Annotated in this window: 20 protein-coding genes and 1 riboswitch; of the genes, 12 read left to right on the top strand and 8 right to left on the bottom strand. The window is 42.2% G+C overall.

The annotated features are described in order from the left end of the window. Positions 1-6: 6 nt before the first annotated feature. The 3 genes from SK608_RS09480 (at position 7) to nrdI (ending at position 2,438) form a co-directional block, all read left to right on the top strand. Positions 7-1,293: a response regulator transcription factor gene (locus SK608_RS09480; protein WP_033678562.1), complete on the top strand. Its 1,287-nt coding sequence runs from the start codon at positions 7-9 to the stop codon at positions 1,291-1,293. A 60-nt stretch (positions 1,294-1,353) separates the two neighbouring features. Beyond that, positions 1,354-1,890 carry an ABC transporter permease gene (locus SK608_RS09475; RefSeq protein ID WP_000729038.1) on the top strand — a complete coding sequence of 179 codons (537 nt, stop codon included), beginning with the start codon at positions 1,354-1,356 and terminating at the stop codon, positions 1,888-1,890. Between the two features lie 77 nt (positions 1,891-1,967). Beyond that, positions 1,968-2,438 carry a class Ib ribonucleoside-diphosphate reductase assembly flavoprotein NrdI gene (nrdI, locus tag SK608_RS09470; protein WP_000849611.1) on the top strand — a complete coding sequence of 157 codons (471 nt, stop codon included), beginning with the start codon at positions 1,968-1,970 and terminating at the stop codon, positions 2,436-2,438. A 399-nt stretch (positions 2,439-2,837) separates the two neighbouring features. Here nrdI and SK608_RS09465 read toward each other — a convergent pair whose 3' ends face one another. The 3 genes from SK608_RS09465 to SK608_RS09455 all read right to left on the bottom strand — a co-directional run bounded on the left by SK608_RS09465 (position 2,838) and on the right by SK608_RS09455 (position 5,211). Next, positions 2,838-4,100, bottom strand: a complete 1,263-nt coding sequence (locus SK608_RS09465; RefSeq protein ID WP_033678559.1) for an NRAMP family divalent metal transporter — start codon at positions 4,098-4,100, stop codon at positions 2,838-2,840. Between the two features lie 215 nt (positions 4,101-4,315). After that, positions 4,316-4,774: a DUF3021 domain-containing protein gene (locus tag SK608_RS09460; RefSeq protein WP_033678556.1), complete on the bottom strand. Its 459-nt coding sequence runs from the start codon at positions 4,772-4,774 to the stop codon at positions 4,316-4,318. Continuing rightward, a complete protein-coding gene (locus SK608_RS09455) occupies positions 4,771-5,211 on the bottom strand; it encodes a LytTR family DNA-binding domain-containing protein (RefSeq protein ID WP_033678553.1) in 441 nt (146 codons plus the stop codon). The genes SK608_RS09460 and SK608_RS09455 overlap by 4 nt, the downstream gene beginning before the upstream one ends. A 206-nt stretch (positions 5,212-5,417) precedes the next feature. Between SK608_RS09455 and mutL the strand changes: the two genes are divergently transcribed. Genes mutL through SK608_RS09440 form a run of 3 tightly spaced genes read left to right on the top strand, consistent with a single transcriptional unit; the run spans position 5,418 to position 8,549 of the window. Continuing rightward, positions 5,418-7,367, top strand: a complete 1,950-nt coding sequence (mutL, locus tag SK608_RS09450) for a DNA mismatch repair endonuclease MutL (protein ID WP_033678550.1) — start codon at positions 5,418-5,420, stop codon at positions 7,365-7,367. Between the two features lie 15 nt (positions 7,368-7,382). Further along, positions 7,383-7,976: a Holliday junction branch migration protein RuvA gene (gene ruvA, locus SK608_RS09445; protein WP_000273423.1), complete on the top strand. Its 594-nt coding sequence runs from the start codon at positions 7,383-7,385 to the stop codon at positions 7,974-7,976. Positions 7,977-7,985: 9 nt separating this feature from the next. Then, positions 7,986-8,549, top strand: a complete 564-nt coding sequence (locus tag SK608_RS09440; protein ID WP_033678547.1) for a DNA-3-methyladenine glycosylase I — start codon at positions 7,986-7,988, stop codon at positions 8,547-8,549. Positions 8,550-8,633: 84 nt separating this feature from the next. Here SK608_RS09440 and SK608_RS09435 read toward each other — a convergent pair whose 3' ends face one another. The 5 genes from SK608_RS09435 to SK608_RS09415 all read right to left on the bottom strand — a co-directional run bounded on the left by SK608_RS09435 (position 8,634) and on the right by SK608_RS09415 (position 12,195). Further along, positions 8,634-8,897 carry a SemiSWEET family transporter gene (locus SK608_RS09435; RefSeq protein ID WP_000166114.1) on the bottom strand — a complete coding sequence of 88 codons (264 nt, stop codon included), beginning with the start codon at positions 8,895-8,897 and terminating at the stop codon, positions 8,634-8,636. 105 nt (positions 8,898-9,002) lie between these two features. Next, positions 9,003-10,037 (bottom strand): S66 family peptidase, encoded by a 1,035-nt coding sequence (locus SK608_RS09430; RefSeq protein WP_033678544.1) that lies wholly within the window; start codon positions 10,035-10,037, stop codon positions 9,003-9,005. A 161-nt stretch (positions 10,038-10,198) separates the two neighbouring features. Further along, a complete protein-coding gene (locus SK608_RS09425; RefSeq protein WP_000331824.1) occupies positions 10,199-10,546 on the bottom strand; it encodes a hypothetical protein in 348 nt (115 codons plus the stop codon). 15 nt (positions 10,547-10,561) lie between these two features. Then, entirely contained in the window at positions 10,562-11,239 is a 678-nt protein-coding gene (locus tag SK608_RS09420; RefSeq protein WP_033678542.1) for a DUF1129 domain-containing protein, read from the bottom strand. 11 nt (positions 11,240-11,250) lie between these two features. Next, positions 11,251-12,195 carry a magnesium transporter CorA family protein gene (locus SK608_RS09415; RefSeq protein ID WP_000815623.1) on the bottom strand — a complete coding sequence of 315 codons (945 nt, stop codon included), beginning with the start codon at positions 12,193-12,195 and terminating at the stop codon, positions 11,251-11,253. Between the two features lie 131 nt (positions 12,196-12,326). On the opposite strand from SK608_RS09415, the gene uvrA reads away from it, so the two are divergent. From uvrA to SK608_RS09380, 6 genes are all read left to right on the top strand, one after another. Beyond that, positions 12,327-15,158, top strand: coding sequence for an excinuclease ABC subunit UvrA (uvrA, locus tag SK608_RS09410; RefSeq protein WP_033678539.1), 2,832 nt, complete (start codon positions 12,327-12,329; stop codon positions 15,156-15,158). After that, positions 15,151-16,212, top strand: a complete 1,062-nt coding sequence (locus tag SK608_RS09405) for a M24 family metallopeptidase (protein WP_033678537.1) — start codon at positions 15,151-15,153, stop codon at positions 16,210-16,212. Before uvrA ends, SK608_RS09405 begins: the two co-directional genes overlap by 8 nt. Before the next feature lie 57 nt (positions 16,213-16,269). Then, positions 16,270-16,420: riboswitch (M-box (ykoK) riboswitch) on the top strand. Positions 16,421-16,614: 194 nt separating this feature from the next. Then, positions 16,615-19,275 carry a magnesium-translocating P-type ATPase gene (gene mgtA, locus SK608_RS09400; RefSeq protein ID WP_033678536.1) on the top strand — a complete coding sequence of 887 codons (2,661 nt, stop codon included), beginning with the start codon at positions 16,615-16,617 and terminating at the stop codon, positions 19,273-19,275. A 135-nt stretch (positions 19,276-19,410) separates the two neighbouring features. Then, positions 19,411-19,809: a transcriptional regulator Spx gene (gene spx / locus SK608_RS09390; protein ID WP_000591165.1), complete on the top strand. Its 399-nt coding sequence runs from the start codon at positions 19,411-19,413 to the stop codon at positions 19,807-19,809. Positions 19,810-19,874: 65 nt separating this feature from the next. Next, positions 19,875-20,444 carry an SP0191 family lipoprotein gene (locus SK608_RS09385; protein WP_000725132.1) on the top strand — a complete coding sequence of 190 codons (570 nt, stop codon included), beginning with the start codon at positions 19,875-19,877 and terminating at the stop codon, positions 20,442-20,444. Positions 20,445-20,530: 86 nt separating this feature from the next. Continuing rightward, positions 20,531-20,797 carry an IreB family regulatory phosphoprotein gene (locus SK608_RS09380; RefSeq protein WP_000507059.1) on the top strand — a complete coding sequence of 89 codons (267 nt, stop codon included), beginning with the start codon at positions 20,531-20,533 and terminating at the stop codon, positions 20,795-20,797.

Genomic DNA, 20,797 nt, shown 5'->3' with positions numbered 1-20,797 from the left:
GAGAAAATGTATAAAGTATTATTAGTAGATGATGAGTACATGGTGACAGAAGGTCTGAAACGTTTGATTCCCTTTGATAAGTGGGATATGGAGGTCGTCGCAACAGCCAGTCATGCCGATGAAGCCCTAGAATATGTTCAGGAAAATCCCGTCGATGTCATCATTTCAGATGTCAATATGCCCGACAAAACAGGGCTTGATATGATTCGGGAAATGAAAGAAATCTTACCAGATGCTGCCTATATCCTGCTCTCAGGTTATCAGGAGTTTGATTATGTAAAAAGAGCTATGAACCTTAGTGTGGTGGACTATCTGGTTAAGCCTGTTGATAAGGTAGAGTTAGGAAATCTGCTGGAGAAGATTGCAGGTCAGCTTGGAGAGAGAAGAAAGAAAAGTCAGACTCTCAGTCAAGATTTAGACGATGCTGGATTTGTCAGTTATTTAGGAGGTAAGGAGAATTGGTGGATAGGTCTATCCAAGGAAAAGCAAGGTTCCTTCACCATTCCCTACTATGTCTTGGGTCAAGACTGGCAGATTTTTATTTCTGATCAACCCCTAGATGGTTTAGTCGTTACTCCCTTTGAAGCTCCCTATCAAGAACACTTTGAACGCTGGAAGTTGAATGCTGAGAAAGCCCTCTTTTACGGCTCTGTAAATCTACAACAGTCTCAGAGTCTATTTGCCTACTACGAACCGATTTATAGGGTTATCATTCAGGGGAATCTCAATCAAATCGTGGAAGAGTTAAACCTCTTGGAGAAGGTGGTTCTTGAAAATACGCCGCGTGTTCCGATTACCAAACAGCTTTTTATCCAGTTTGTCATGGATGTTTTCCACTTGTTTGAACATCTCAAAGCTGATGATATGACGAATATCGTCAAAACGATTCATGCTATTCAATCCTTCGATGAATTGGTTCCTTATATCAAGGAAACTCTGACTCGATTCTTTGGGCAATATCGTATGAATGAAAATGTGGTCAGTGTGCTGGAAGTCATTGGGCGTGATTATCAGAAAGAACTTTCCCTCAAGGATATCAGTAAGGATCTTTTTATCAATCCTGTCTATCTGGGTCAGTTGATTAAGCGAGAAACCAATTCTACCTTCGCAGAGTTACTAAATAAACAACGCATTAAGGCTGCCCAGCAGCTCTTACTTTCAACCAGTGACAGTATCGAAGATATTTGTTATGCTGTTGGTTACAGTAACGTGGGATATTTCTATAAAGTGTTCCGAAAATTGTGCGGAAAATCACCAAAAGCCTACCGAAAACAGGTAGAAACGATACTATAAGACTTGTATTCCCTTACAAAAGGTGCTATAATATCAATAATAACATCAGGAGGTTCTATCATGAAAAAGAAACCGATTTATCTATGGGTCTTGCTAATCTTGTCTGCTCTTATTTCAGTTTCATCTCTGTTTGGAATGTTGGGTCCCATACCTAGCAAAGAAGTCCTTCGTTCCGCTGCCGCTCAGAAACAGGTTGCAGGGGTCAGTGCTCAGCAGGTAGAAGATAGCATTAATTATAGCTATAGAGTGGCAGAAATATCTCATTCTATTTTTAATGTTGCTTTGATTGTGCTATCTGCTATTTTAGTTGTAGTAGCGATTGTCTTCCTTATTCGTAAGAATTTGCAATATGCAAACTATACTTATGTTGGCTATGTTTTGTTAGCTATTATCGGTTCGATTTATGGCTATGTTGGTTTACAGGACGCTGTGCAGTTGGTTCAAGATGAGACTATGCGTTTGACAATGAGTATTGGTTCAAAAGCTGTCAGCATTTTCTATATCGTCATCAATATTCTCTTCCTAGCCCTTGTCTTCTATAAGATGTGGCGACAACAGAAAGCCTTGGCAGAAGAGGAAACAGAAGAAGTTGCTTAAGTATTGACAAAAAAGAGCTATCAAGTTACAATCTTGGTAGTTCTTTTTCGATTATAGATAAAATCATGGAGGTACATATGAAGACAATTTCTTTAGTTTATATCAGTCTGAGTGGCAATACTGAGAGTTTTGTGACACGCTTGAAAGACTATCTCTTGTCCCAGTACGAGGGAATTGAGGTTCAAAAGATTCATATCAAAGATTTGGTCAAGGAAGGCCAAGATTTCTATGAAATGGACCATCCCTATGTCGCTTTTTTGCCAACCTACCTAGAAGGTGGGAATGGCGTTGATAACGGAGATGTCGAGATTTTGACAACACCAGTGGGGGATTTTATCGCCTATGGTGACAATGCTAGTAAGTGTTTTGGCGTGGTTGGCTCAGGAAATCGTAACTTTAATAATCAATACTGCCTGACAGCCAAGCAATACAGTCAACGTTTTGGTTTCCCTGTCTTGGCTGACTTTGAAATGCGAGGCATGCTGGGAGATATCAAACATGTCGCAGCAATTATCGCAGATTTGTATGAGTTGGAAAGAGAGAATTAATACTTAATGAAAATCAAAGAGCAAACTAGGAAGCTAGTCGCAGGTTGCTCAAAGCACAGCTTTGAGGTTGCAGATAGAGCTGATGTGGTTTGAAGAGATTTTCGAATAGTATAAAGTTCTTATAAGAGGTGGTTGAAGTTGTTCAACTGTTTTTTGAGTATAAACAGTCTTTGAGAACGTAAAAAAGCATAAGTTCAGGTCTTCAAAACCTTGTTCTTATGCTTTTTATCATAGAAATATTTACTGAATTTTCTCTTGAAATGAAACCTTATACTCAATGAAAATCAAAGAGCAAACTAGGAAACTAGCCGCAGGCTGTACTTGAGTACGGCAAGGCGACGTTGACGTGGTTTGAATTTGATTTACGAAGAGTATTATCTTCATCTCGCGCTTTGTTAGTTATCCTGCTTTTCCGATTGCAAGTGCATAGATAAAGAAGATGGCGAAACCAAAGAGGAAAATCAATCCTGCAATGGCAAGATGCTTGAGCCAAGAAGGAAGATTTTTGTTTTCACGCGTTACCAAGACATAATTCAAAAGAGCGAAGAAAGGTGTTGTCAGGAAAGAACCAATCATAGCAAAGCGAAGCATAGTTGAAACCTGACCAGCGAAGAACTTGATAATGACGATACCGATGATAGCAGTGATGGTCATCCAGATGTTCAAAGATTTACTACTGTCTTCTTTTTGACTGATTAGCAGTCGGAGAGATTCCTGATTGACACGAGAGTAACCATCGATAACAGTAATAACTGTTCCAAAGATACACAGGAAGGCAATAAAGGTAATCAAGTAACGGGACCACTCGCCAAGAACAGAGGCATACATGCCCACGAATTGAGAGATGTATTTGGCTGAAGCAGCTTCAACTGCTTGCCCTGTAGGATATTGAATCAATGCTCCCAGTGCTACAAAGAACACAGCTAGGATAGCTGTTCCAATGTAACCAACGTTAAAGTCAAATAGAGCGTCCTCGGTGTTAAAGTTGACGGTCTTTTTCTTTTCAGCAGACCAAAGTGAATTGATAGCTGAAATTTCAATAGGAGCTGGCATCCATCCTAAGAGGGAGACGATGAAGGGTAGAGCTGCCATTTGCCAAGGTGTTTTCTCGACAAAATCAGAGCTGTATTCGGGATGCTTGATCGCCGCGATGATAACTGCAAGAACAGTTGCAATGGTCAAAGCTGACATGATCCATTTTGCCATGCCGTCTAAGAGTTTGTAGCCTCCAAAGAGTAACATAGCCCAAATGATTGCAACGAGAATGAGGGACCACTGAGTGATGCTAAGTCCAATCATTGGGAAGGCACTGGCGATGATAGCTGAGCACAGAATGGCGACACCAGCTGTGTTGACCATAGCCGAAAAGACATTGAGGATAAAGAAAATCCAGAGATAGAGTTTTCCTTTTTCGGCATAACCTTCAACCAAAGTCTTTCCAGTATCAGCGGTGTATTCAGCACCAAAACGGAAAAATGGATATTTAAAGACATTGGCTAAGATGACCAAGAGGAGTAGCGACCACCCATAAGAACCACCAGCTTGAGTGGAAGATACAATGTGAGAACCACCAACAGCGGCAGAAGCCATTAGGATTCCAGGCCCCATTGCTTTTAGTTTACTTGTCCAGGTTGATTGATTTAACGAAATAGCTTGTGACATGATAGATGCTCCTTTTAGAATTTTCAGAATAATCTGGATATGTAATCTATATTCTACAAAAAACTTTGGGAAAATGCAAGAATATTTTGAAAAAAGATAGAAAATTACAGAAAATTTACAAAGAAGATCTGAAAATAACCGCTATGATAGAAAGGTGCAGCAGGATAAAGAAAAACCGAGAAGTTTCTTTCTCGGATTTGCTTATTATGAGGTTCTTACTTTCTATGCTCCAAGAGTTGATTGATATGGTCTACTTTTTTTGATGCTTTTTTATAGGAAATAGTCCAAATGATGAGGTAGACAATCGCAAACTCGATAATGAGCTGGAGATAGAAGAACCAGTGGAAAGGGAACCAACCTGCTAGGGTTGCTAGTGGGACAAAGCCAACCAGCATGAGGAAGAAATGGGAAAGCGTCGCACGAAGCATGCTCCAGTCACGGCTGAATAATCGTTTGCCAAAGTTGAAGAGAATACCAATGGCTGCCCAGATAAGAGTGCAGTAGAGCAAGACCAAGGCACCGTGAACTTGATGTTGAGTCATCATTTGTCCGATGAGAGAGTCGGGACTTAACGGGGCGTAGGTACTTGGTGCATAAATGAGTGAAAAGATGATAGAGAGGATGAGACCGATGAGGACACCAGTAGCTGCGTCGTGGAAGATTTGTTTTTTCATAGTTCTAATTTCTCCTTGATGGTTTTTAGGTAACGGCGTGAAGAGTAGGTGAAGCTTTCATTTTTCAAGAAAATTTCTACTAGGCCGTTGGGGGTGAGCTTGAGATGAGAGATGGAATCGATATTGATGATTTCTGATTGGGAAATTTGGATAAAATTGGTTGGCAGAATTTCAAGGACCTGATAGAGTCGCAAATCAATGCTGTAGGTCTGACTCGCCGTTTCTGCTAGAACCTTCCGATTCTCGATATAGAAGCGCTGAATCTTGCCAATCTCAACGAGATAGACCTGATTATCTATTTTACCTTTGATTTTTTCTTTTCGGTCAAGATTTTCTGCGAACTCGATGACTTTCTGGACTTTATCTGTCGGCTGAGGTGCTTGAACAATCAGCTTTTCCTCTTCGTAAGTTTCACTAATCTGTAGTTCTACTTTCATAAATTTCTCTCCTTGTTTTTCATACAAAATTGTGATCACTTCTTGTACACCTTTATTAAACACTATTTTACGACACCTGGCAAGGGACTTTGTCTATGTGGAGGGATTTGGATCCTATGTGGTGCTTGCTTTTCTGTCCTATCTGAAATATGGTATAATAGCACTAATCAATTTCTAGGAAAACAGATACAGAAAGGGGCTGAAAAATGTCTCATATTATTGAATTGCCAGAGGTGTTGGCAAACCAAATCGCGGCTGGAGAGGTTATTGAACGTCCTGCCAGTGTGGTCAAAGAGTTGGTAGAAAATGCTATTGATGCGGGATCTAGTCAGATTATCATTGAGATTGAGGAAGCAGGTCTCAAGAAGATTCAAATCACGGATAATGGTCATGGAATTGCCCACGATGAGGTAGAGCTGGCTCTGCGTCGTCATGCGACCAGTAAAATAAAAAATCAGGCAGATCTCTTTCGGATTCGGACGCTTGGTTTTCGTGGTGAAGCCCTTCCTTCTATCGCGTCTGTCAGTGTACTGACTCTGTTGACGGCTATGGATGGTGCAAGTCACGGAACTCAGCTAGTCGCGCGTGGGGGTGAAGTAGAAGAAGTCATCCCAGCGACCAGTCCTGTGGGGACCAAGGTTTGTGTGGAGGACCTCTTTTTTAACACGCCTGCCCGCCTCAAGTATATGAAGAGTCAGCAAGCGGAGTTGTCTCATATCATTGATATTGTCAATCGTCTGGGTTTGGCCCATCCTGAGATTTCTTTCAGTTTGATTAGTGATGGTAAGGAAATGACGCGGACAGCTGGGACTGGTCAACTGCGTCAAGCTATTGCAGGGATTTACGGTTTGGCGAGTGCCAAGAAGATGATTGAAATTGAGAATTCTGACCTTGATTTCGAAATTACAGGTTTTGTGTCCTTGCCTGAGTTGACTCGAGCTAATCGCAATTATATTAGCCTCTTCATCAATGGCCGTTATATCAAGAACTTTTTACTCAATCGTGCTATTCTTGACGGCTATGGTAGTAAGCTTATGGTAGGTCGTTTTCCACTGGCTGTCATTCATATTCATATCGACCCTTATCTAGCGGATGTCAATGTGCATCCAACCAAGCAAGAGGTGCGGATTTCCAAGGAAAAAGAACTGATGACCTTGGTTTCAGAAGCTATTGCAAATAGTCTCAAGGAACAAACCTTGATTCCAGATGCCTTGGAAAATCTTGCTAAATCGACCGTGCGCAATCGTGAGAAGGTGGAGCAAACTATTCTCCCACTCAAAGAAAATACGCTCTACTATGAGAATACTGAGCCGACAAGACCTAGTCAAGCTGAAGTAGCTGATTATCAGGTAGAATTGACTGATGAAGGACAGGATTTGACTTTATTTGCCAAGGAAACCCTGGACCGATTGACCAAGCCAGCAAAACTGCATTTTGCAGAGAGAAAGCCAGCTAACTATGACCAACTAGACCATCCGGAGTTAGACCTAGCTAGTCTTGATAAGGCTTATGACAAACTGGAGCGAGAAGAATCATCCAGCTTCCCAGAGTTGGAATTTTTCGGGCAAATGCATGGAACCTATCTCTTTGCCCAAGGGCGAGATGGACTTTACATCATAGACCAGCATGCGGCTCAGGAACGGGTTAAGTACGAGGAGTACCGTGAAAGCATTGGCGATGTTGACCAGAGCCAGCAGCAACTACTAGTGCCCTATATCTTTGAATTTCCAGCGGATGATGCCCTTCGTCTTAAGGAAAGAATGGCACTTTTGGAGGAAGTTGGAGTCTTTCTAGCAGAGTACGGGGAAAATCAATTCATCCTACGTGAACATCCTATTTGGATGGCAGAAGAAGAGATTGAGTCAGGCATCTATGAGATGTGCGACATGCTCCTTTTGACCAAGGAAGTTTCTATCAAGAAATATCGAGCAGAGCTGGCTATTATGATGTCCTGCAAGCGATCTATCAAGGCCAATCATCGTATTGACGACCATTCGGCTAGACAGCTCCTCTATCAACTTTCTCAATGTGATAATCCCTACAACTGTCCCCACGGACGTCCTGTTTTGGTGCATTTTACAAAGTCGGATATGGAAAAGATGTTCAGACGCATTCAGGAAAATCACACCAGTCTCCGTGAGTTGGGGAAATATTAAACTAAAAGGAAAACTATGTACGAATATCTAAAAGGAATCATTACCAAAATCACTGCTAAATACATTGTTCTTGAAGTCAACGGTATCGGTTATATCTTGCATGTGGCCAATCCCTATGCCTACTCAGGACAGGTCAATCAGGAGGCTCAGATTTATGTGCATCAGGTTGTGCGTGAGGATGCTCATCTGCTTTATGGATTTCGCTCAGAAGACGAGAAAAAGCTCTTTCTCAGTCTGATTTCGGTTTCTGGGATTGGCCCTGTATCAGCTCTTGCTATTATCGCTGCCGATGACAATGCTGGCTTGGTTCAAGCCATCGAAACCAAGAATATCACTTATTTGACCAAGTTTCCTAAAATTGGTAAGAAAACAGCCCAGCAGATGGTGCTGGACTTGGAAGGCAAAGTAGTAGTTGCAGGAGATGACCTTCCTGCCAAGGTGGCAGTACAAGCTAGCGCTGAAAACCAAGAATTGGAAGAAGCCATGGAAGCAATGTTGGCGCTGGGCTACAAGGCAACAGAGCTCAAGAAAATCAAGAAATTCTTTGAAGGAACGACAGATACAGCAGAAAACTATATTAAGTCTGCCCTCAAAATGTTGGTCAAATAGGAGCAGAGCATGACAAAACGTTGTTCGTGGGTCAAGATGACCAATCCGCTCTATATCGCCTATCATGATGAAGAGTGGGGCCAGCCCCTCCATGATGACCAAGCATTGTTTGAGTTATTGTGTATGGAGACCTATCAGGCAGGCCTGTCTTGGGAAACGGTGCTCAACAAACGCCAAGCTTTCCGTCAAGCCTTTCATGGCTATCAAATTCAAGCGGTCGCAGAGATGACCGATACCGAATTGGAAGCCTTGCTGGAGAATCCAGCTATCATCCGAAATAGAGCCAAGATTTTTGCTACACGCGCTAACGCCCAAGCCTTTCTACGACTACAGGCAGAATATGGCTCTTTTGATGCCTATCTTTGGTCCTTTGTTGAGGGGAAAACGATCGTCAATGATGTTCCCGATTACCGCCAAGCCCCAGCTAAAACCGCTTTGTCTGAGAAATTAGCCAAAGATCTCAAAAAACGAGACTTCAAGTTTACAGGCCCAGTCGCTGTTTTGTCTTTCCTACAGGCTGCAGGGATAGTTGATGACCACGAGAATGATTGTGAGTGGAAAAGCGGTCGTTAGTATGTACAGGTAACTAGCATATCTGAGAATATAGAAAAAAGCTGAGAAATTTTTCCCAGCTTTTTATATATACTATTAGATTTGTTAGAGTGAAGTCAAAAAAGTGATTCCACCTAAAATAACACCAGCTGAATTTGGAATGATTAGTATCCAATCCTTCTTAGGTTCCTTTGTCCATCCATAAATAACCCAGATTAAGCAAGATATAGCAGCTGATAAAGGTTGAAATGGTTGAGCTTTATTTCCCTGTAAATTAGCGATAATTTGAGGTATGTAGGCAATAAATACTATGATTCCAATAAAGGCACCAATAGAACCTACGATTCGATTAATTTTTTGTTTTGTCATATACACCTCCTTCAAAAGGATATCATAGAAATTAGCGAAATGCAATAAATTCAGATACAAATTGTAACGAAAACGAATACAAAAGCACAAAAATAGAGACACTATTTATTTTTTGTTATAGTCAAAGCGAATGACTTGTTTCTGTGCATCTACATGGGCATAGACTCCAAAGGGGATAATTGCTCTTGGAGTCGCGTGGCCGACATTCAGATTATAGACAATCGGGATATTGCTGTCAATGATATCCAATAGCGCCTCTTTATAGTCGTCATAGAAAGTTTCATCCATAGGTTTTCCGACTAAGAGTCCACTGATGACCGCGAATATGCCAGTGTCCTTTAAAGCCCGCAACATCTTTTTGAAGTCTTCTGGCTCAGGCTTTTCTTCGCTTGTTTCTAGCAAGAGGATCTTTCCTTCCCAGTCTGACAAGTCAGGGAAAAGTTTGTATTTTTGGCAGAGCTCAGTGCTATCTGCGTATCGAGAGTTGTCAAAGATATCGTAGAGGGATTCGAGGCAACCGCCGAGGATTTCCCCCTCGAACTGGGCATTTCCTTGTAACAAGTCAAAACCAGTATTTGTATGACTGATACGAGGTGTTCCTAGAGCCTTGGGACTAAAATCAGTTCGTTCCTCATACCAAACGTCACTAGGGCGGATTTCTGAGATTCTTCCCGTCTCAATCAATTCTTTAAAGTAGTGAAGGCTATAGGGCAACATCTCCTTGTCTAATTCACAAATGTCTGCTAAGAAGGATTGACCATAAAAAGTCTTGATTCCTAGTTTATGCAACATGAGATGGTTCATAGTTGTATCCGAGAAGCCAAGAAAAATCTTTTGTTTGATAACCTTTTGTAGTTGCTCATTTTCAAAAAGATAAGGTAGTAAGCGATAGGTATCGTCTCCACCGATGGCGCATAGGATCATGTCGATGCTATCATCAGAAAAGGCATGAATCAAATCCTCTGCACGAGCTTCAGGATGGTCCTTGATAAAGTCTAATCCTTTTAGCGAATGAGGCAAAAAGGTAGGATTGAGTCCCAGGTTCTTGAGACGTTGGACACCCAAGTCCACTTCGTGTTTGACAAAGTCCTCTCCGATAATGCCACTAGATAAACTAACAACACCAATAGTAGAAACCATATTTCTTCCTCCTAGAAATTGATTGAGCCTATTTTATCATAAAAGATGGGAGAAAACTATAGGGAAAAGGGTAGAGGGAAGCTTGTAGGCAAGCAAGTGAAAAAGCAACCGCTGGTGCAGTTGCTTTTCGTTTTCTAATCAGTAATCTCGCTAGATATGAGTTACTTGGTCAACTCTTGATTATAGGAGAGAGCCAAATCAATCCAGTAAGGCAATTCTTTTTGGCCTTCTATATCTAAGTCTATATACCCATGATAAAGGCGCCCCCTCATCAATGTAGTATGAGCTCCTGTTCGGGGTAGAACTTGCTTCTCCATTTCCTTGCCAATTCTGACCATAACCAGTTCATCCTTTCTGGAACTGACAGTAAGGACCATTTTACCACGAATCATAAAGGCCAGGCCACCAAACAGCTTCTTTTCTTCTAGCTCTTCTTCGAAAATTTGGGGAGGAAGTTTGAGCGCTAGAATTTTTCGAATCTGCTGAGCTAAAGATTGACTATATGCCATAGCTCTTTCCTTTTCTTAGTAACGTGTTGGCCCTGCACTTGCGCTGCGGATGTTCAAGCGTTTTTTGAGATAGAAGCGAAGGGCTAGGAGGGCTGCTCCGATAATAGCCAGTGGCAATGGAGCAAGTACTGGATTAAGGCTAGCTGGTAGGAAGCTTGTTGCAAAGAAGACAAGCAACCAAAGGAACATAGAAGCTAGGATAACCAGTACAGATTTCCAGAAAGGTGGGCGTTGACTGCGATCCATGTCTGGTCCATAATACTGGTAAACAAAGTAGTACATCAAGTAGAAGGCAAATCCACCAACCAGTCCAACTAATAGGAGAGTAATTAAACCGTAACCGATAGCTTGATCTGCTGAGAAGAAGGTTGTGAGGGCACTGACGAGGGCAAAGAGGCTAGTGATGAAAAAAGCTGAGTCCATAATCATGAGTTTTGGATCATCATTTTCTCTTGGATGCTCTTTTTCATATTGTTCCTTGACAGTGAAACTATGAGCCCAATGGGTTGGTGCGCCATAGAGGGAACGAGCAGTCGTACCCTTGGCTTGCTCTTCAAGGATTTGAGGAATGACTTCCTCAAAAATAGTCTTGATTTCAGCGTCTGTTTTCCCATCTTTGATGAATTGTTGGGTAGCGATGTGGACAAACTCTTGGTTTTTCTTTGTTAATTTTTGTAGATCAATCTGAGACATAGGAACTCCTCTTAGAACCATTTTTTATGGATGAGATAGAGAGTGAGCGAGACACTCATAGCAAAGGCGATAAAGACGATTAACCAAAAGGCATTTGGCTCGCCGTTTAGGGGGATTTCATTATCCTTAAAGTTCATCCCGTAGGCAGAAAAGACCATGGTTGGGATGGACATGACGATGGTCACAAGGGCCAAGGTTTTCATGATGTTGTTCTGGTTGTTAGAAATGATAGAGGCGAAGGTCTCTGTCATAGAATGCAAGACGTTTCCATAAATGTCTGCCATCTCGATGGCCTGTTGGGTTTCAATCAGGGTATCTTCAAGCAGGTCTTCATCCTCAAGGTATTTCTTGATATTACTTGTTGAGCTGGTCAATTTCTTAATCACACGCTCATTTGTTTTGAGGGAAGCCTTGAAATAGACGATGGTTTTTTCTAATTCCATGAGTTCAATCAATTCTTCATTACGAGTTGATTGATGCAGTTGACTTTCGATTTGTTCACTCTTGCGGTCAATCGAACGAAGGGCTGTTAGGTAAAGCTCTGCATTGCGATAAAGAATCTGGAAGATAAAACGCGAACGCATAAAAGTATAGAAATTACGCAATCGACGGTTGATAAAGACATCAAGGACAGGTAGTGGTTCCAAACACGTAGTGATAATGGTTTCCTCAGTGATGATGATACCAAGCGGGATGGTTACGTAGTAGGTGCGGTTATTTCTTTCTTCTGTGACCGGCACGTCAACGATAATCAGGGTATACTCGTCTTCAATGGTAATACGAGACATTTCTTCCGCATCGAGCGGTGCTCGAAGGTCCGCAATATCGATATCGAAGGCGTTAGCGATTTCGAGTGATTCATTTTGAGTCGGATTGACGAGATTGATCCAAGTACCCGGTTCAAGCGTATCGATCTCTTTAAATTCAGTTGTTGTAGAGAGAAAAACTTGTTTCATATCCCTTATCCTTTCTCATTTTTCAGATTTTTTCACACCGTACTATTATACTACAAATTCAGCCTTTTGGGTAATAGAATCTCACTTTTTTTGGTATAATGGTAAGCAATAATGGACTAGAAAGAACAAAGATGCAAGATAAAATTGTCATTCATGGGGCGCGTGCCCATAATTTAAAAAATATTGACGTGGAAATTCCACGAGACAAGTTGGTTGTCGTGACCGGTTTGTCAGGTTCAGGGAAATCCAGTCTGGCCTTTGATACCCTCTATGCGGAGGGACAACGTCGCTATGTGGAGAGTTTGTCAGCCTACGCTCGCCAGTTTTTGGGAAATATGGAGAAGCCTGATGTAGATGCCATTGATGGCCTCAGCCCAGCTATTTCCATCGACCAGAAAACGACTAGTAAAAATCCTCGCTCGACCGTGGGAACCACGACTGAAATCAATGACTATCTGCGTCTCCTCTACGCGCGTGTGGGAACGCCTTACTGTATCAACGGGCATGGAGCTATCAAGGCTTCTTCTGTGGAACAAATCGTGGATAAGGTTTTGGAGTTACCTGAACGCCAGCGCTTGCAGATTTTGGCCCCTGTCATCCGCAAGAAAAAAGGCCAACATAAGAGTGTTATCGAGAAGGTTCAGAAAGATGGGTATGTCCGTGTCCGTGTGGATGGGGAAGTCTATGATGTGACCGAAGTGCCAGAGTTGTCCAAGAGCAAGCAACACAATATTGATGTCGTGGTTGACCGTATTGTTATCAAGGAGGGCATTCGTAGTCGTCTCTTTGATTCCATTGAGGCTGCCCTTTGTATTGCAGAAGGTTATGTCATTATCGACACCATGGACGACTCTGAGTTGCTCTTCTCTGAGCATTATGCCTGCCCAGTTTGTGGTTTTACTGTTCCAGAGTTAGAGCCGCGTCTCTTCTCCTTCAATGCTCCTTTTGGTTCTTGTAGTGAGTGTGACGGCTTGGGCATCAAGCTGGAGGTGGATACTGATTTGGTAGTACCAGATGCCAGCAAAACCTTACGTGAGGGGGCGCTAGCACCTTGGAATCCTATCTCATCTAACTACTATCCAAACATGCTAGAGCAGGCTATGACAGCCTTTGGAGTGGATATGGATAAGCCTTTTGAGGACTTATCAGAAGAGGATAAGAACTTGATTCTCTACGGCTCAGATGGTAAGGAATTCCATTTCCACTATGAGAATGAATTTGGTGGCGTGCGCGATATCGATATTCCTTTTGAGGGAGTTGTCAATAATATCAAGCGTCGCTACCATGAAACTAATAGTGACTACACCCGCACCCAGATGCGTCTTTACATGAATGAGCTGACCTGCGGAACTTGTCACGGCTATCGCCTCAATGACCAGGCCTTGTCTGTCCGTGTGGGTGGCGAGCAAGGGCCACATATCGGAGAAATTTCAGACCTGTCTATCGCAGACCACTTGGACTTGGTGAGCCAGCTGATCTTGTCTGAAAATGAAGCCATCATCGCTCGTCCCATTCTCAAGGAAATCAAGGACCGCTTGACCTTCCTCAATAATGTAGGCCTCAACTATCTGACCCTATCTCGATCGGCAGGAACCCTTTCAGGTGGGGAAAGCCAGCGTATTCGCTTGGCGACCCAGATTGGTTCCAACCTATCAGGTGTCCTTTATATCCTGGATGAGCCGTCAATCGGTCTCCACCAGAGGGACAATGACCGCCTGATTGCCAGTTTGAAAAAAATGCGAGATTTGGGCAATACTCTCATCGTAGTGGAACATGATGAAGATACCATGCGCGAAGCGGACTATCTGATTGACGTTGGTCCTGGTGCAGGTGTTTTTGGTGGGGAGATTGTTGCTGCAGGTACGCCCAAACAGGTGGCTCGTAACAGCAAGTCTATCACAGGCCAGTATTTATCAGGTAAACGTGCTATTCCAGTACCAGAAGAGCGTCGTGTGGGAAATGGTCGCTTTATCGAGGTGACGGGAGCGCGTGAGAACAACCTGCAAAATGTCACAGCTCGTTTCCCATTAGGAAAATTCATCGCGGTGACAGGGGTATCAGGTTCAGGGAAATCGACCTTAATCAACAGTATCCTCAAAAAAGCCATTGCCCAGAAGCTTAACCGCAATTCAGACAAGCCTGGCAAATTCAAGACCATTACCGGTATTGAGCATGTAGACCGCTTGATTGATATTGACCAGAGTCCAATTGGACGAACGCCGAGGTCTAACCCTGCTACCTATACAGGAGTTTTTGACGATATACGTGACCTTTTTGCCCAGACAAATGAAGCCAAGATTCGAGGCTACAAGAAGGGTCGTTTCAGTTTCAACGTCAAGGGTGGTCGTTGTGAAGCCTGCTCAGGTGATGGGATTATCAAGATTGAGATGCACTTCTTGCCAGATGTTTATGTAGCTTGTGAAGTTTGCCACGGGACCCGTTACAACAGTGAAACCCTAGAAGTCCATTACAAGGAAAAAAATATCTCGCAGGTCTTGGATATGACTGTCAACGATGCGGTGGAGTTCTTCCAACACATTCCGAAAATTCATCGTAAACTTCAGACCATCAAGGATGTGGGGCTAGGCTATGTAACGCTAGGGCAACCTGCTACCACCCTTTCTGGGGGAGAAGCCCAGCGTATGAAGCTGGCTAGTGAACTCCACAAACGATCGACAGGAAAATCTTTCTACATTCTGGACGAGCCGACGACAGGGCTTCATACCGAGGATATCGCTCGCTTGCTTAAGGTTTTAGCTCGCTTTGTCGATGATGGCAATACAGTTCTTGTCATTGAGCACAATCTGGATGTTATCAAGACGGCAGACCATATTATTGACTTGGGACCTGAGGGCGGTGTCGGTGGTGGAACCATCATCGCAACAGGAACTCCAGAAGAAGTAGCTGCTAACCAAGCCAGCTACACAGGACATTATTTGAAAGGAAAATTACATCATGAATAAACGCGTACAAGCATTTCTAGATAAAATGCAAGAAAAAGAACTAGATGGCATCATCATCAATAACCTTAAAAACGTCTATTATTTGACTGGTTTTTGGGGCTCAAACGGAACAGTCTTTATCAGCCGTGACCGTCAGGTCTTGGTGACAGACTCTCGCTATATCATTGCAGCCAAGCAAGAAACCAGTGGTTTTGAGATTGTGGCTGACCGTGATGAATTGGCTGTCATTGCAGGAATTGTCAAGGACATGGGCTTGTCTCGAATCGGTTTTGAAGATGAGATTTCAGTGTCTTATTATCACCGTATGCAGGCAACCTTTGAGGGAATTGATTTGCTTCCACAAACTCAGTTTGTCGAAGGTCTTCGAATGATTAAGGATGAAGTGGAGATTGCAGCTATTCGCAAGGCTTGTTCAATCTCAGACCAAGCTTTCCGCGACGCGCTTGACTTTATTAAGCCAGGAAAGACTGAAATTGAGATTGCCAACTTCCTTGACTTCCGTATGCGTGAGTTGGGAGCTTCAGGCCTATCATTTGATACTATTTTAGCAAGTGGCATCAACTCTTCCAAACCTCATGCCCATCCTATGCACAAACCAGTGGAGCTAGGAGAAGCCATTACAATGGACTTCGGTTGCCTTTATGACCACTATGTCAGTGATATGACACGGACTATCTATCTAGGGCATGTTAGCGACGAGCAGGCAGAAATTTACAATACGGTTTTGAAAGCCAACCAAGCCTTGATTGACCAGGCTAAGGCAGGATTAGGTTTCCGTGACTTTGACAAAATCCCTCGTGATATTATCATCGAGGCAGGCTATGGCGACTACTTTACCCACGGTATTGGCCACGGCATTGGTCTGGATATCCATGAGGAACCATACTTTAGCCAGACTTCTACAGAAACTATTAAGGCAGGTATGGCATTGACAGATGAGCCAGGTATCTATATCGAAGGCAAATACGGCGTTCGTATCGAGGATGATATTCTGATTACAGAGACAGGTTGTGAATTATTGACCCTAGCTCCAAAAGAGTTGATAGTTATTTAAGAGTTAAACAACTCAAATAATTGACTTTTAAATTTTAAAGGTTTATACTGAAAGAAGAAAACGGTAGGTGAGGCTACCATAGGGATACGGATGACTACCGCAAAGCAGTGGAGACACTACTCGTTGGTCAACAGTCCTGGTCGCGAAGGCCAAGACTAAGCTCATTTCATTGCCCTATGGAGTTAAAGCTTGAACGAAAAACAGATAATTAGTTTTTTAATCCTGCCATTTTATGGTGGGATTTTCTACTGTTTAAAACAAAGAAAGGAGACAGACGATGCAAATTGACGACCATCCGGAACCGCACATACACAGCCAATCGCTGATTTGTGTCGTTCTGCCCTTATAAAGTGATTGGTCTCTGTGTATGAAACACATCATTCATACAGATAGGAGAAACCAATGAAAACAACAAAAGAAAGATTAGCAACAGCTATTCATACATCTTTAAACGAAACTCTATCTTTTTATAAGACAAGTCTAACAGGCTTGACTGAGGAGCAGGTGGAGAAAAATCGTGACCTATATGGTGAAAATACCATCACAAAGGGTCAAGAAGACAGTATCCTCAAAAAAATTTACGAATCCATTATCAATCCTTTTACGATCATCTTACTGGTCATCGCCGTGATTTCCTTGGTGACCAATGTCTGGTTGGCAAAACCAGGTCAAGAGGATCCGACGACTTCTATAATCATCGTTGTCCTAGTCCTCATTTCTGGTGGCATACGCTTTGTCCAAGAACTACGTAGTGATAAGGCTGCGACCAATCTATCAAAAATGATTGTCAACACAGCGACTGTCATTCGTCAAGGAGAAATTCAAGAAGTACCTATCGATGATTTGGTAGTGGGTGACGTGGTTAAATTAAGCGCTGGAGACATGATTCCAGCAGATCTTCTTTTATTTGAGTCGCGCGATTTCTTTGTACAACAGTCGGGCTTGACAGGTGAAAGTGAATCGGTTGAAAAATTGGCCTTGACCAAGGCAACAGTTCAACAATCTGATAGTCTGCTAGAAGCAGAAGCGCTCGCCTTTATGGGAACCAATGTCTTGTCTGGTAGTGCCAAGGCCGTGGTTTTAGCAGTTGGTGATGATACCATGATGGGGGCCATTGAGCAGACTTTGAACACCTATGACGAGCCTACTTCGTTTGAGCGGGAGATGAATAGTATTTCGTGGCTCTTGATTCGTTTGATGCTGGTCATGGTGCCCATCGTTTTCTTGTCCAATGGTTTAACAGATGGAGATTGGTTAGAAGCTGGCGTATTTGCTTTGAGTGTTGGTGTTGGATTGACACCTGAGATGCTTCCTATGATTATCACGGCCAGTCTAGCAAAGGGCTCCATCATTATGGCCAAGGAAAAAGTAGTTATCAAGAAACTCAATGCCATACAGGACTTAGGGGCGATTGATATTTTGTGTACAGATAAGACAGGAACTCTAACCCAAGACGAAATTGTCCTTGAATATCCCTTGGACATCCACGGACGCTTGGATTTGACCGTCTTGAGACGAGCTTATCTCAATTCTTATTTTCAAACGGGCTTGAAAAATTTGATGGACAGAGCCATCATCAAACGGACTGAAAAGGAAGCCAAAGAACACACCCTCTTACAAAATCTGGCTCAAACTTTTCAAAAAATAGATGAGCTTCCCTTTGATTTTGAACGTAGACGGATGAGTGTTATCGTTAAGGATGAACACGAAGTTGTTAGTTTGGTAACCAAGGGTGCCCTAGAGGAAATGTTGACGATTTCCAGTTATGCGGAATACCAAGGAGTGACTACTCCCTTGACAGATGTTATTAGAGAAGAAATTTTAACAGAAGTCAGACAACTAAATCAACAAGGTTTGCGTGTCTTAGGAGTGGCCTATAAGTCAGGTTTGAAGGAAGGTCATGCCTATACAGTTGATGATGAAGGGGATATGATTCTAACTGGTTATTTAGCCTTCCTAGATCCTCCTAAACCATCTGCTGCACCAGCAATTAAGGCTCTGTTAGAGCATGGGGTTCAAACAAAGATTTTGACGGGAGACAACGAAAAAGTTACCCAAGCAGTCTGTGAAAAGGTTGGTTTGGATATCAATCAGATGCTGTTAGGATCTGAAATTGATCAGATGAGTGATCAAGAATTGGCCCAAGCCGTAGAGGAGGTAACCGTCTTCGCCAAACTTTCTCCTGACCAAAAAGCAAGGATTATTTTGCAATTTAAGGCTAATGGTCATGCTGTAGGCTATATGGGGGATGGAATCAATGACGCTCCTTCTATGAAAGTTGCAGATGTGGGGATTTCTGTTGATACAGCAGTAGATATTGCCAAAGAAACAGCTGATGTTATCCTACTTGATAAGGATCTCATGGTGCTTGAAAAAGGACTTGTTGAAGGGCGTAAGGTCTATGCCAATATGACTAAATATATCAAAATGACAGTGAGTTCTAATTTTGGGAATATCTTATCCCTATTGGTCTCTGGAATCTTTTTGCCATTTTTACCAATGGCACCAGTCCATTTGATTATCCTAAATCTAGTCTATGATTTGTCTTGTATTGCCTTGCCTTTTGACAAGGTGGATAAAGATTTTTTGAGAAATCCGCATACCTGGGAAGCTAAGTCCATCACACGTTTCATGGTTTGGATGGGGCCTATATCTTCTGCCTTTGATATTTTGACCTTTATTTTGCTCTATTTTATCATTGTACCCATGACGACAGGTCAAGCCTATGTTCATGGGGCAGAATCTGCCGTAGGATTTATTGTCTTGTTTCAGACAGGTTGGTTTATCGAGTCCATGTGGTCACAGACCATGGTTATCCATATGCTGCGTTCAGCCAAAATTCCCTTTTTACAAAGTCGTCCAGCTTGGCTAGTCCTTGTGACAACCTTATTGGCTGCAGCCTTTGTGACCTTCCTTCCCTACAGTCCACTAGCTAGCCTTCTCCATCTAACTCCTTTAAAACCGATTTATTTCATCTTTTTACTTTTCATCATTATTTTGTATATGATTAGTGTGACAATTGTGAAAAAAATCTATATCAAGAAATATCAAGAATGGCTGTAAATTTCATTTTGTCAAGAAAAAAGTACGAAAATGACGAAAAAAGTCAAAAAAATTTAAAAATAGGTCGCAAGTCGGATGTTTTTTATGGTATAATAGACTAAACTGATAGTAACATGTAGCGAAAGGGGTAGGTACATGATTAAAATTTATACAGTCTCAAGTTGTACTAGCTGTAAAAAAGCAAAAACCTGGCTCAATGCCCACCAGTTAAGTTATAAAGAACAAAATCTTGGTAAAGAAGGAATTACGCGAGAAGAATTACTGGATATTCTGACAAAAACAGATAACGGAATAGCCAGTATCGTCTCGTCTAAAAATCGCTATGCCAAAGCCCTTGGAGTGGATATTGAAGATTTGAGTGTCAACGAAGTCCTCAATCTGATTATGGAAACACCGAGAATTTTAAAGAGCCCAATCCTTGTAGATGAAAAACGCCTGCAAGTTGGCTATAAGGAAGACGATATTCGTGCCTTCCTACCACGCTCTGTCCGTAATGTAGAAAATGCAGAAGCACGTTTGCGTGCAGCTCTATAAACATCAAGGCTGGGAGCAATTCCCAGTCTTATTCTATTTTAATTTCAAAAAGAAAGAAGAAAGAAATGAAAAAAATAGTTCTTGTTAGTCTAGCTTTCCTTTTTGTCCTGGTTGGTTGCGGACAGAAAAAAGAAACTGGACCAGCTACAAAAACAGAAAAGGATACGCTTCAATCGGCATTGCCAGTTATTGAGAATGCTGAGAAGAACACAGTTGTCACCAAGACTTTGGTCTTGCCCAAGTCAGATGATGGCAGCCAGCAAACCCAAACCATTACTTATAAAGACAAGACTTTTTTGAACCTAACCATTCAACAAAAACGTCCAGTCTCTGATGAGTTGAAGACCTATATTGACCAACATGGAGTGGAAGAAACCCAAAAAGCTCTTCTCGAGGCGGAGGAGAAGGATGAGTCCATCATAGAAGCTCGTAAATTGGCAGGATTTAAGCTTGAAACTAAACTATTAAGTGCAACAGAACTTCAAACAACGACTAGTTTTGATTTTCAAGTTTTGGATGTCAAGAAGGCTTCTCAATTGGAATATCTGAAGAATATTGGCTTGGAAAATCTCTTGAAGAATGAACCAAGCAAATATATTTCAGACAGATTGGCAAATGGCGCGACAGAACAGTAGAAAATCCAAATAAATAGACTGCCTGAATTGTAGAACGTAAGGAATTATGCTATAATGGTACTATTCTAAGGAAAGAGGGTGTTAGAATGGGATTTACTGAAGAAACAGTACGTTTTAAATTGGACGATTCCAATAAAAAAGAAATTAGCGAAACTTTGACTGATGTCTATGCTTCGTTGAACGATAAGGGCTACAACCCAATTAACCAAATTGTAGGCTACGTATTGAGTGGAGACCCTGCCTACGTTCCTCGTTATAATAATGCACGAAATCAAATCCGTAAGTATGAGCGTGATGAAATCGTTGAGGAATTGGTCCGCTACTACCTTAAAGGACAAGGAGTCGATCTATAA

This window comes from Streptococcus mitis subsp. hohhotensis (genome assembly GCF_000722775.1).
GTDB lineage: Bacteria > Bacillota > Bacilli > Lactobacillales > Streptococcaceae > Streptococcus > Streptococcus carlssonii.
Note: the sequence above shows the minus strand (reverse complement) of the source record. Positions and strands in the feature narration are given on the sequence as shown.

Coding starts and splice junctions, on each gene's coding strand:
- SK608_RS09455 (WP_033678553.1), bottom strand. CDS start 5,211: ATGAAAGTAGAACTACAGATTAGTGAAACTTACGAAGAGGAAAAGCTG.
- SK608_RS09420 (WP_033678542.1), bottom strand. CDS start 11,239: ATGTCTCAGATTGATCTACAAAAATTAACAAAGAAAAACCAAGAGTTT.
- SK608_RS09465 (WP_033678559.1), bottom strand. CDS start 4,100: ATGTCACAAGCTATTTCGTTAAATCAATCAACCTGGACAAGTAAACTA.
- SK608_RS09480 (WP_033678562.1), top strand. CDS start 7: ATGTATAAAGTATTATTAGTAGATGATGAGTACATGGTGACAGAAGGT.
- SK608_RS09380 (WP_000507059.1), top strand. CDS start 20,531: ATGGGATTTACTGAAGAAACAGTACGTTTTAAATTGGACGATTCCAAT.
- SK608_RS09440 (WP_033678547.1), top strand. CDS start 7,986: ATGACAAAACGTTGTTCGTGGGTCAAGATGACCAATCCGCTCTATATC.
- mutL (WP_033678550.1), top strand. CDS start 5,418: ATGTCTCATATTATTGAATTGCCAGAGGTGTTGGCAAACCAAATCGCG.
- SK608_RS09475 (WP_000729038.1), top strand. CDS start 1,354: ATGAAAAAGAAACCGATTTATCTATGGGTCTTGCTAATCTTGTCTGCT.
- uvrA (WP_033678539.1), top strand. CDS start 12,327: ATGCAAGATAAAATTGTCATTCATGGGGCGCGTGCCCATAATTTAAAA.
- SK608_RS09430 (WP_033678544.1), bottom strand. CDS start 10,037: ATGGTTTCTACTATTGGTGTTGTTAGTTTATCTAGTGGCATTATCGGA.
- SK608_RS09460 (WP_033678556.1), bottom strand. CDS start 4,774: ATGAAAAAACAAATCTTCCACGACGCAGCTACTGGTGTCCTCATCGGT.
- SK608_RS09405 (WP_033678537.1), top strand. CDS start 15,151: ATGAATAAACGCGTACAAGCATTTCTAGATAAAATGCAAGAAAAAGAA.
- ruvA (WP_000273423.1), top strand. CDS start 7,383: ATGTACGAATATCTAAAAGGAATCATTACCAAAATCACTGCTAAATAC.
- SK608_RS09385 (WP_000725132.1), top strand. CDS start 19,875: ATGAAAAAAATAGTTCTTGTTAGTCTAGCTTTCCTTTTTGTCCTGGTT.
- SK608_RS09415 (WP_000815623.1), bottom strand. CDS start 12,195: ATGAAACAAGTTTTTCTCTCTACAACAACTGAATTTAAAGAGATCGAT.
- mgtA (WP_033678536.1), top strand. CDS start 16,615: ATGAAAACAACAAAAGAAAGATTAGCAACAGCTATTCATACATCTTTA.
- SK608_RS09435 (WP_000166114.1), bottom strand. CDS start 8,897: ATGACAAAACAAAAAATTAATCGAATCGTAGGTTCTATTGGTGCCTTT.
- SK608_RS09425 (WP_000331824.1), bottom strand. CDS start 10,546: ATGGCATATAGTCAATCTTTAGCTCAGCAGATTCGAAAAATTCTAGCG.
- nrdI (WP_000849611.1), top strand. CDS start 1,968: ATGAAGACAATTTCTTTAGTTTATATCAGTCTGAGTGGCAATACTGAG.
- spx (WP_000591165.1), top strand. CDS start 19,411: ATGATTAAAATTTATACAGTCTCAAGTTGTACTAGCTGTAAAAAAGCA.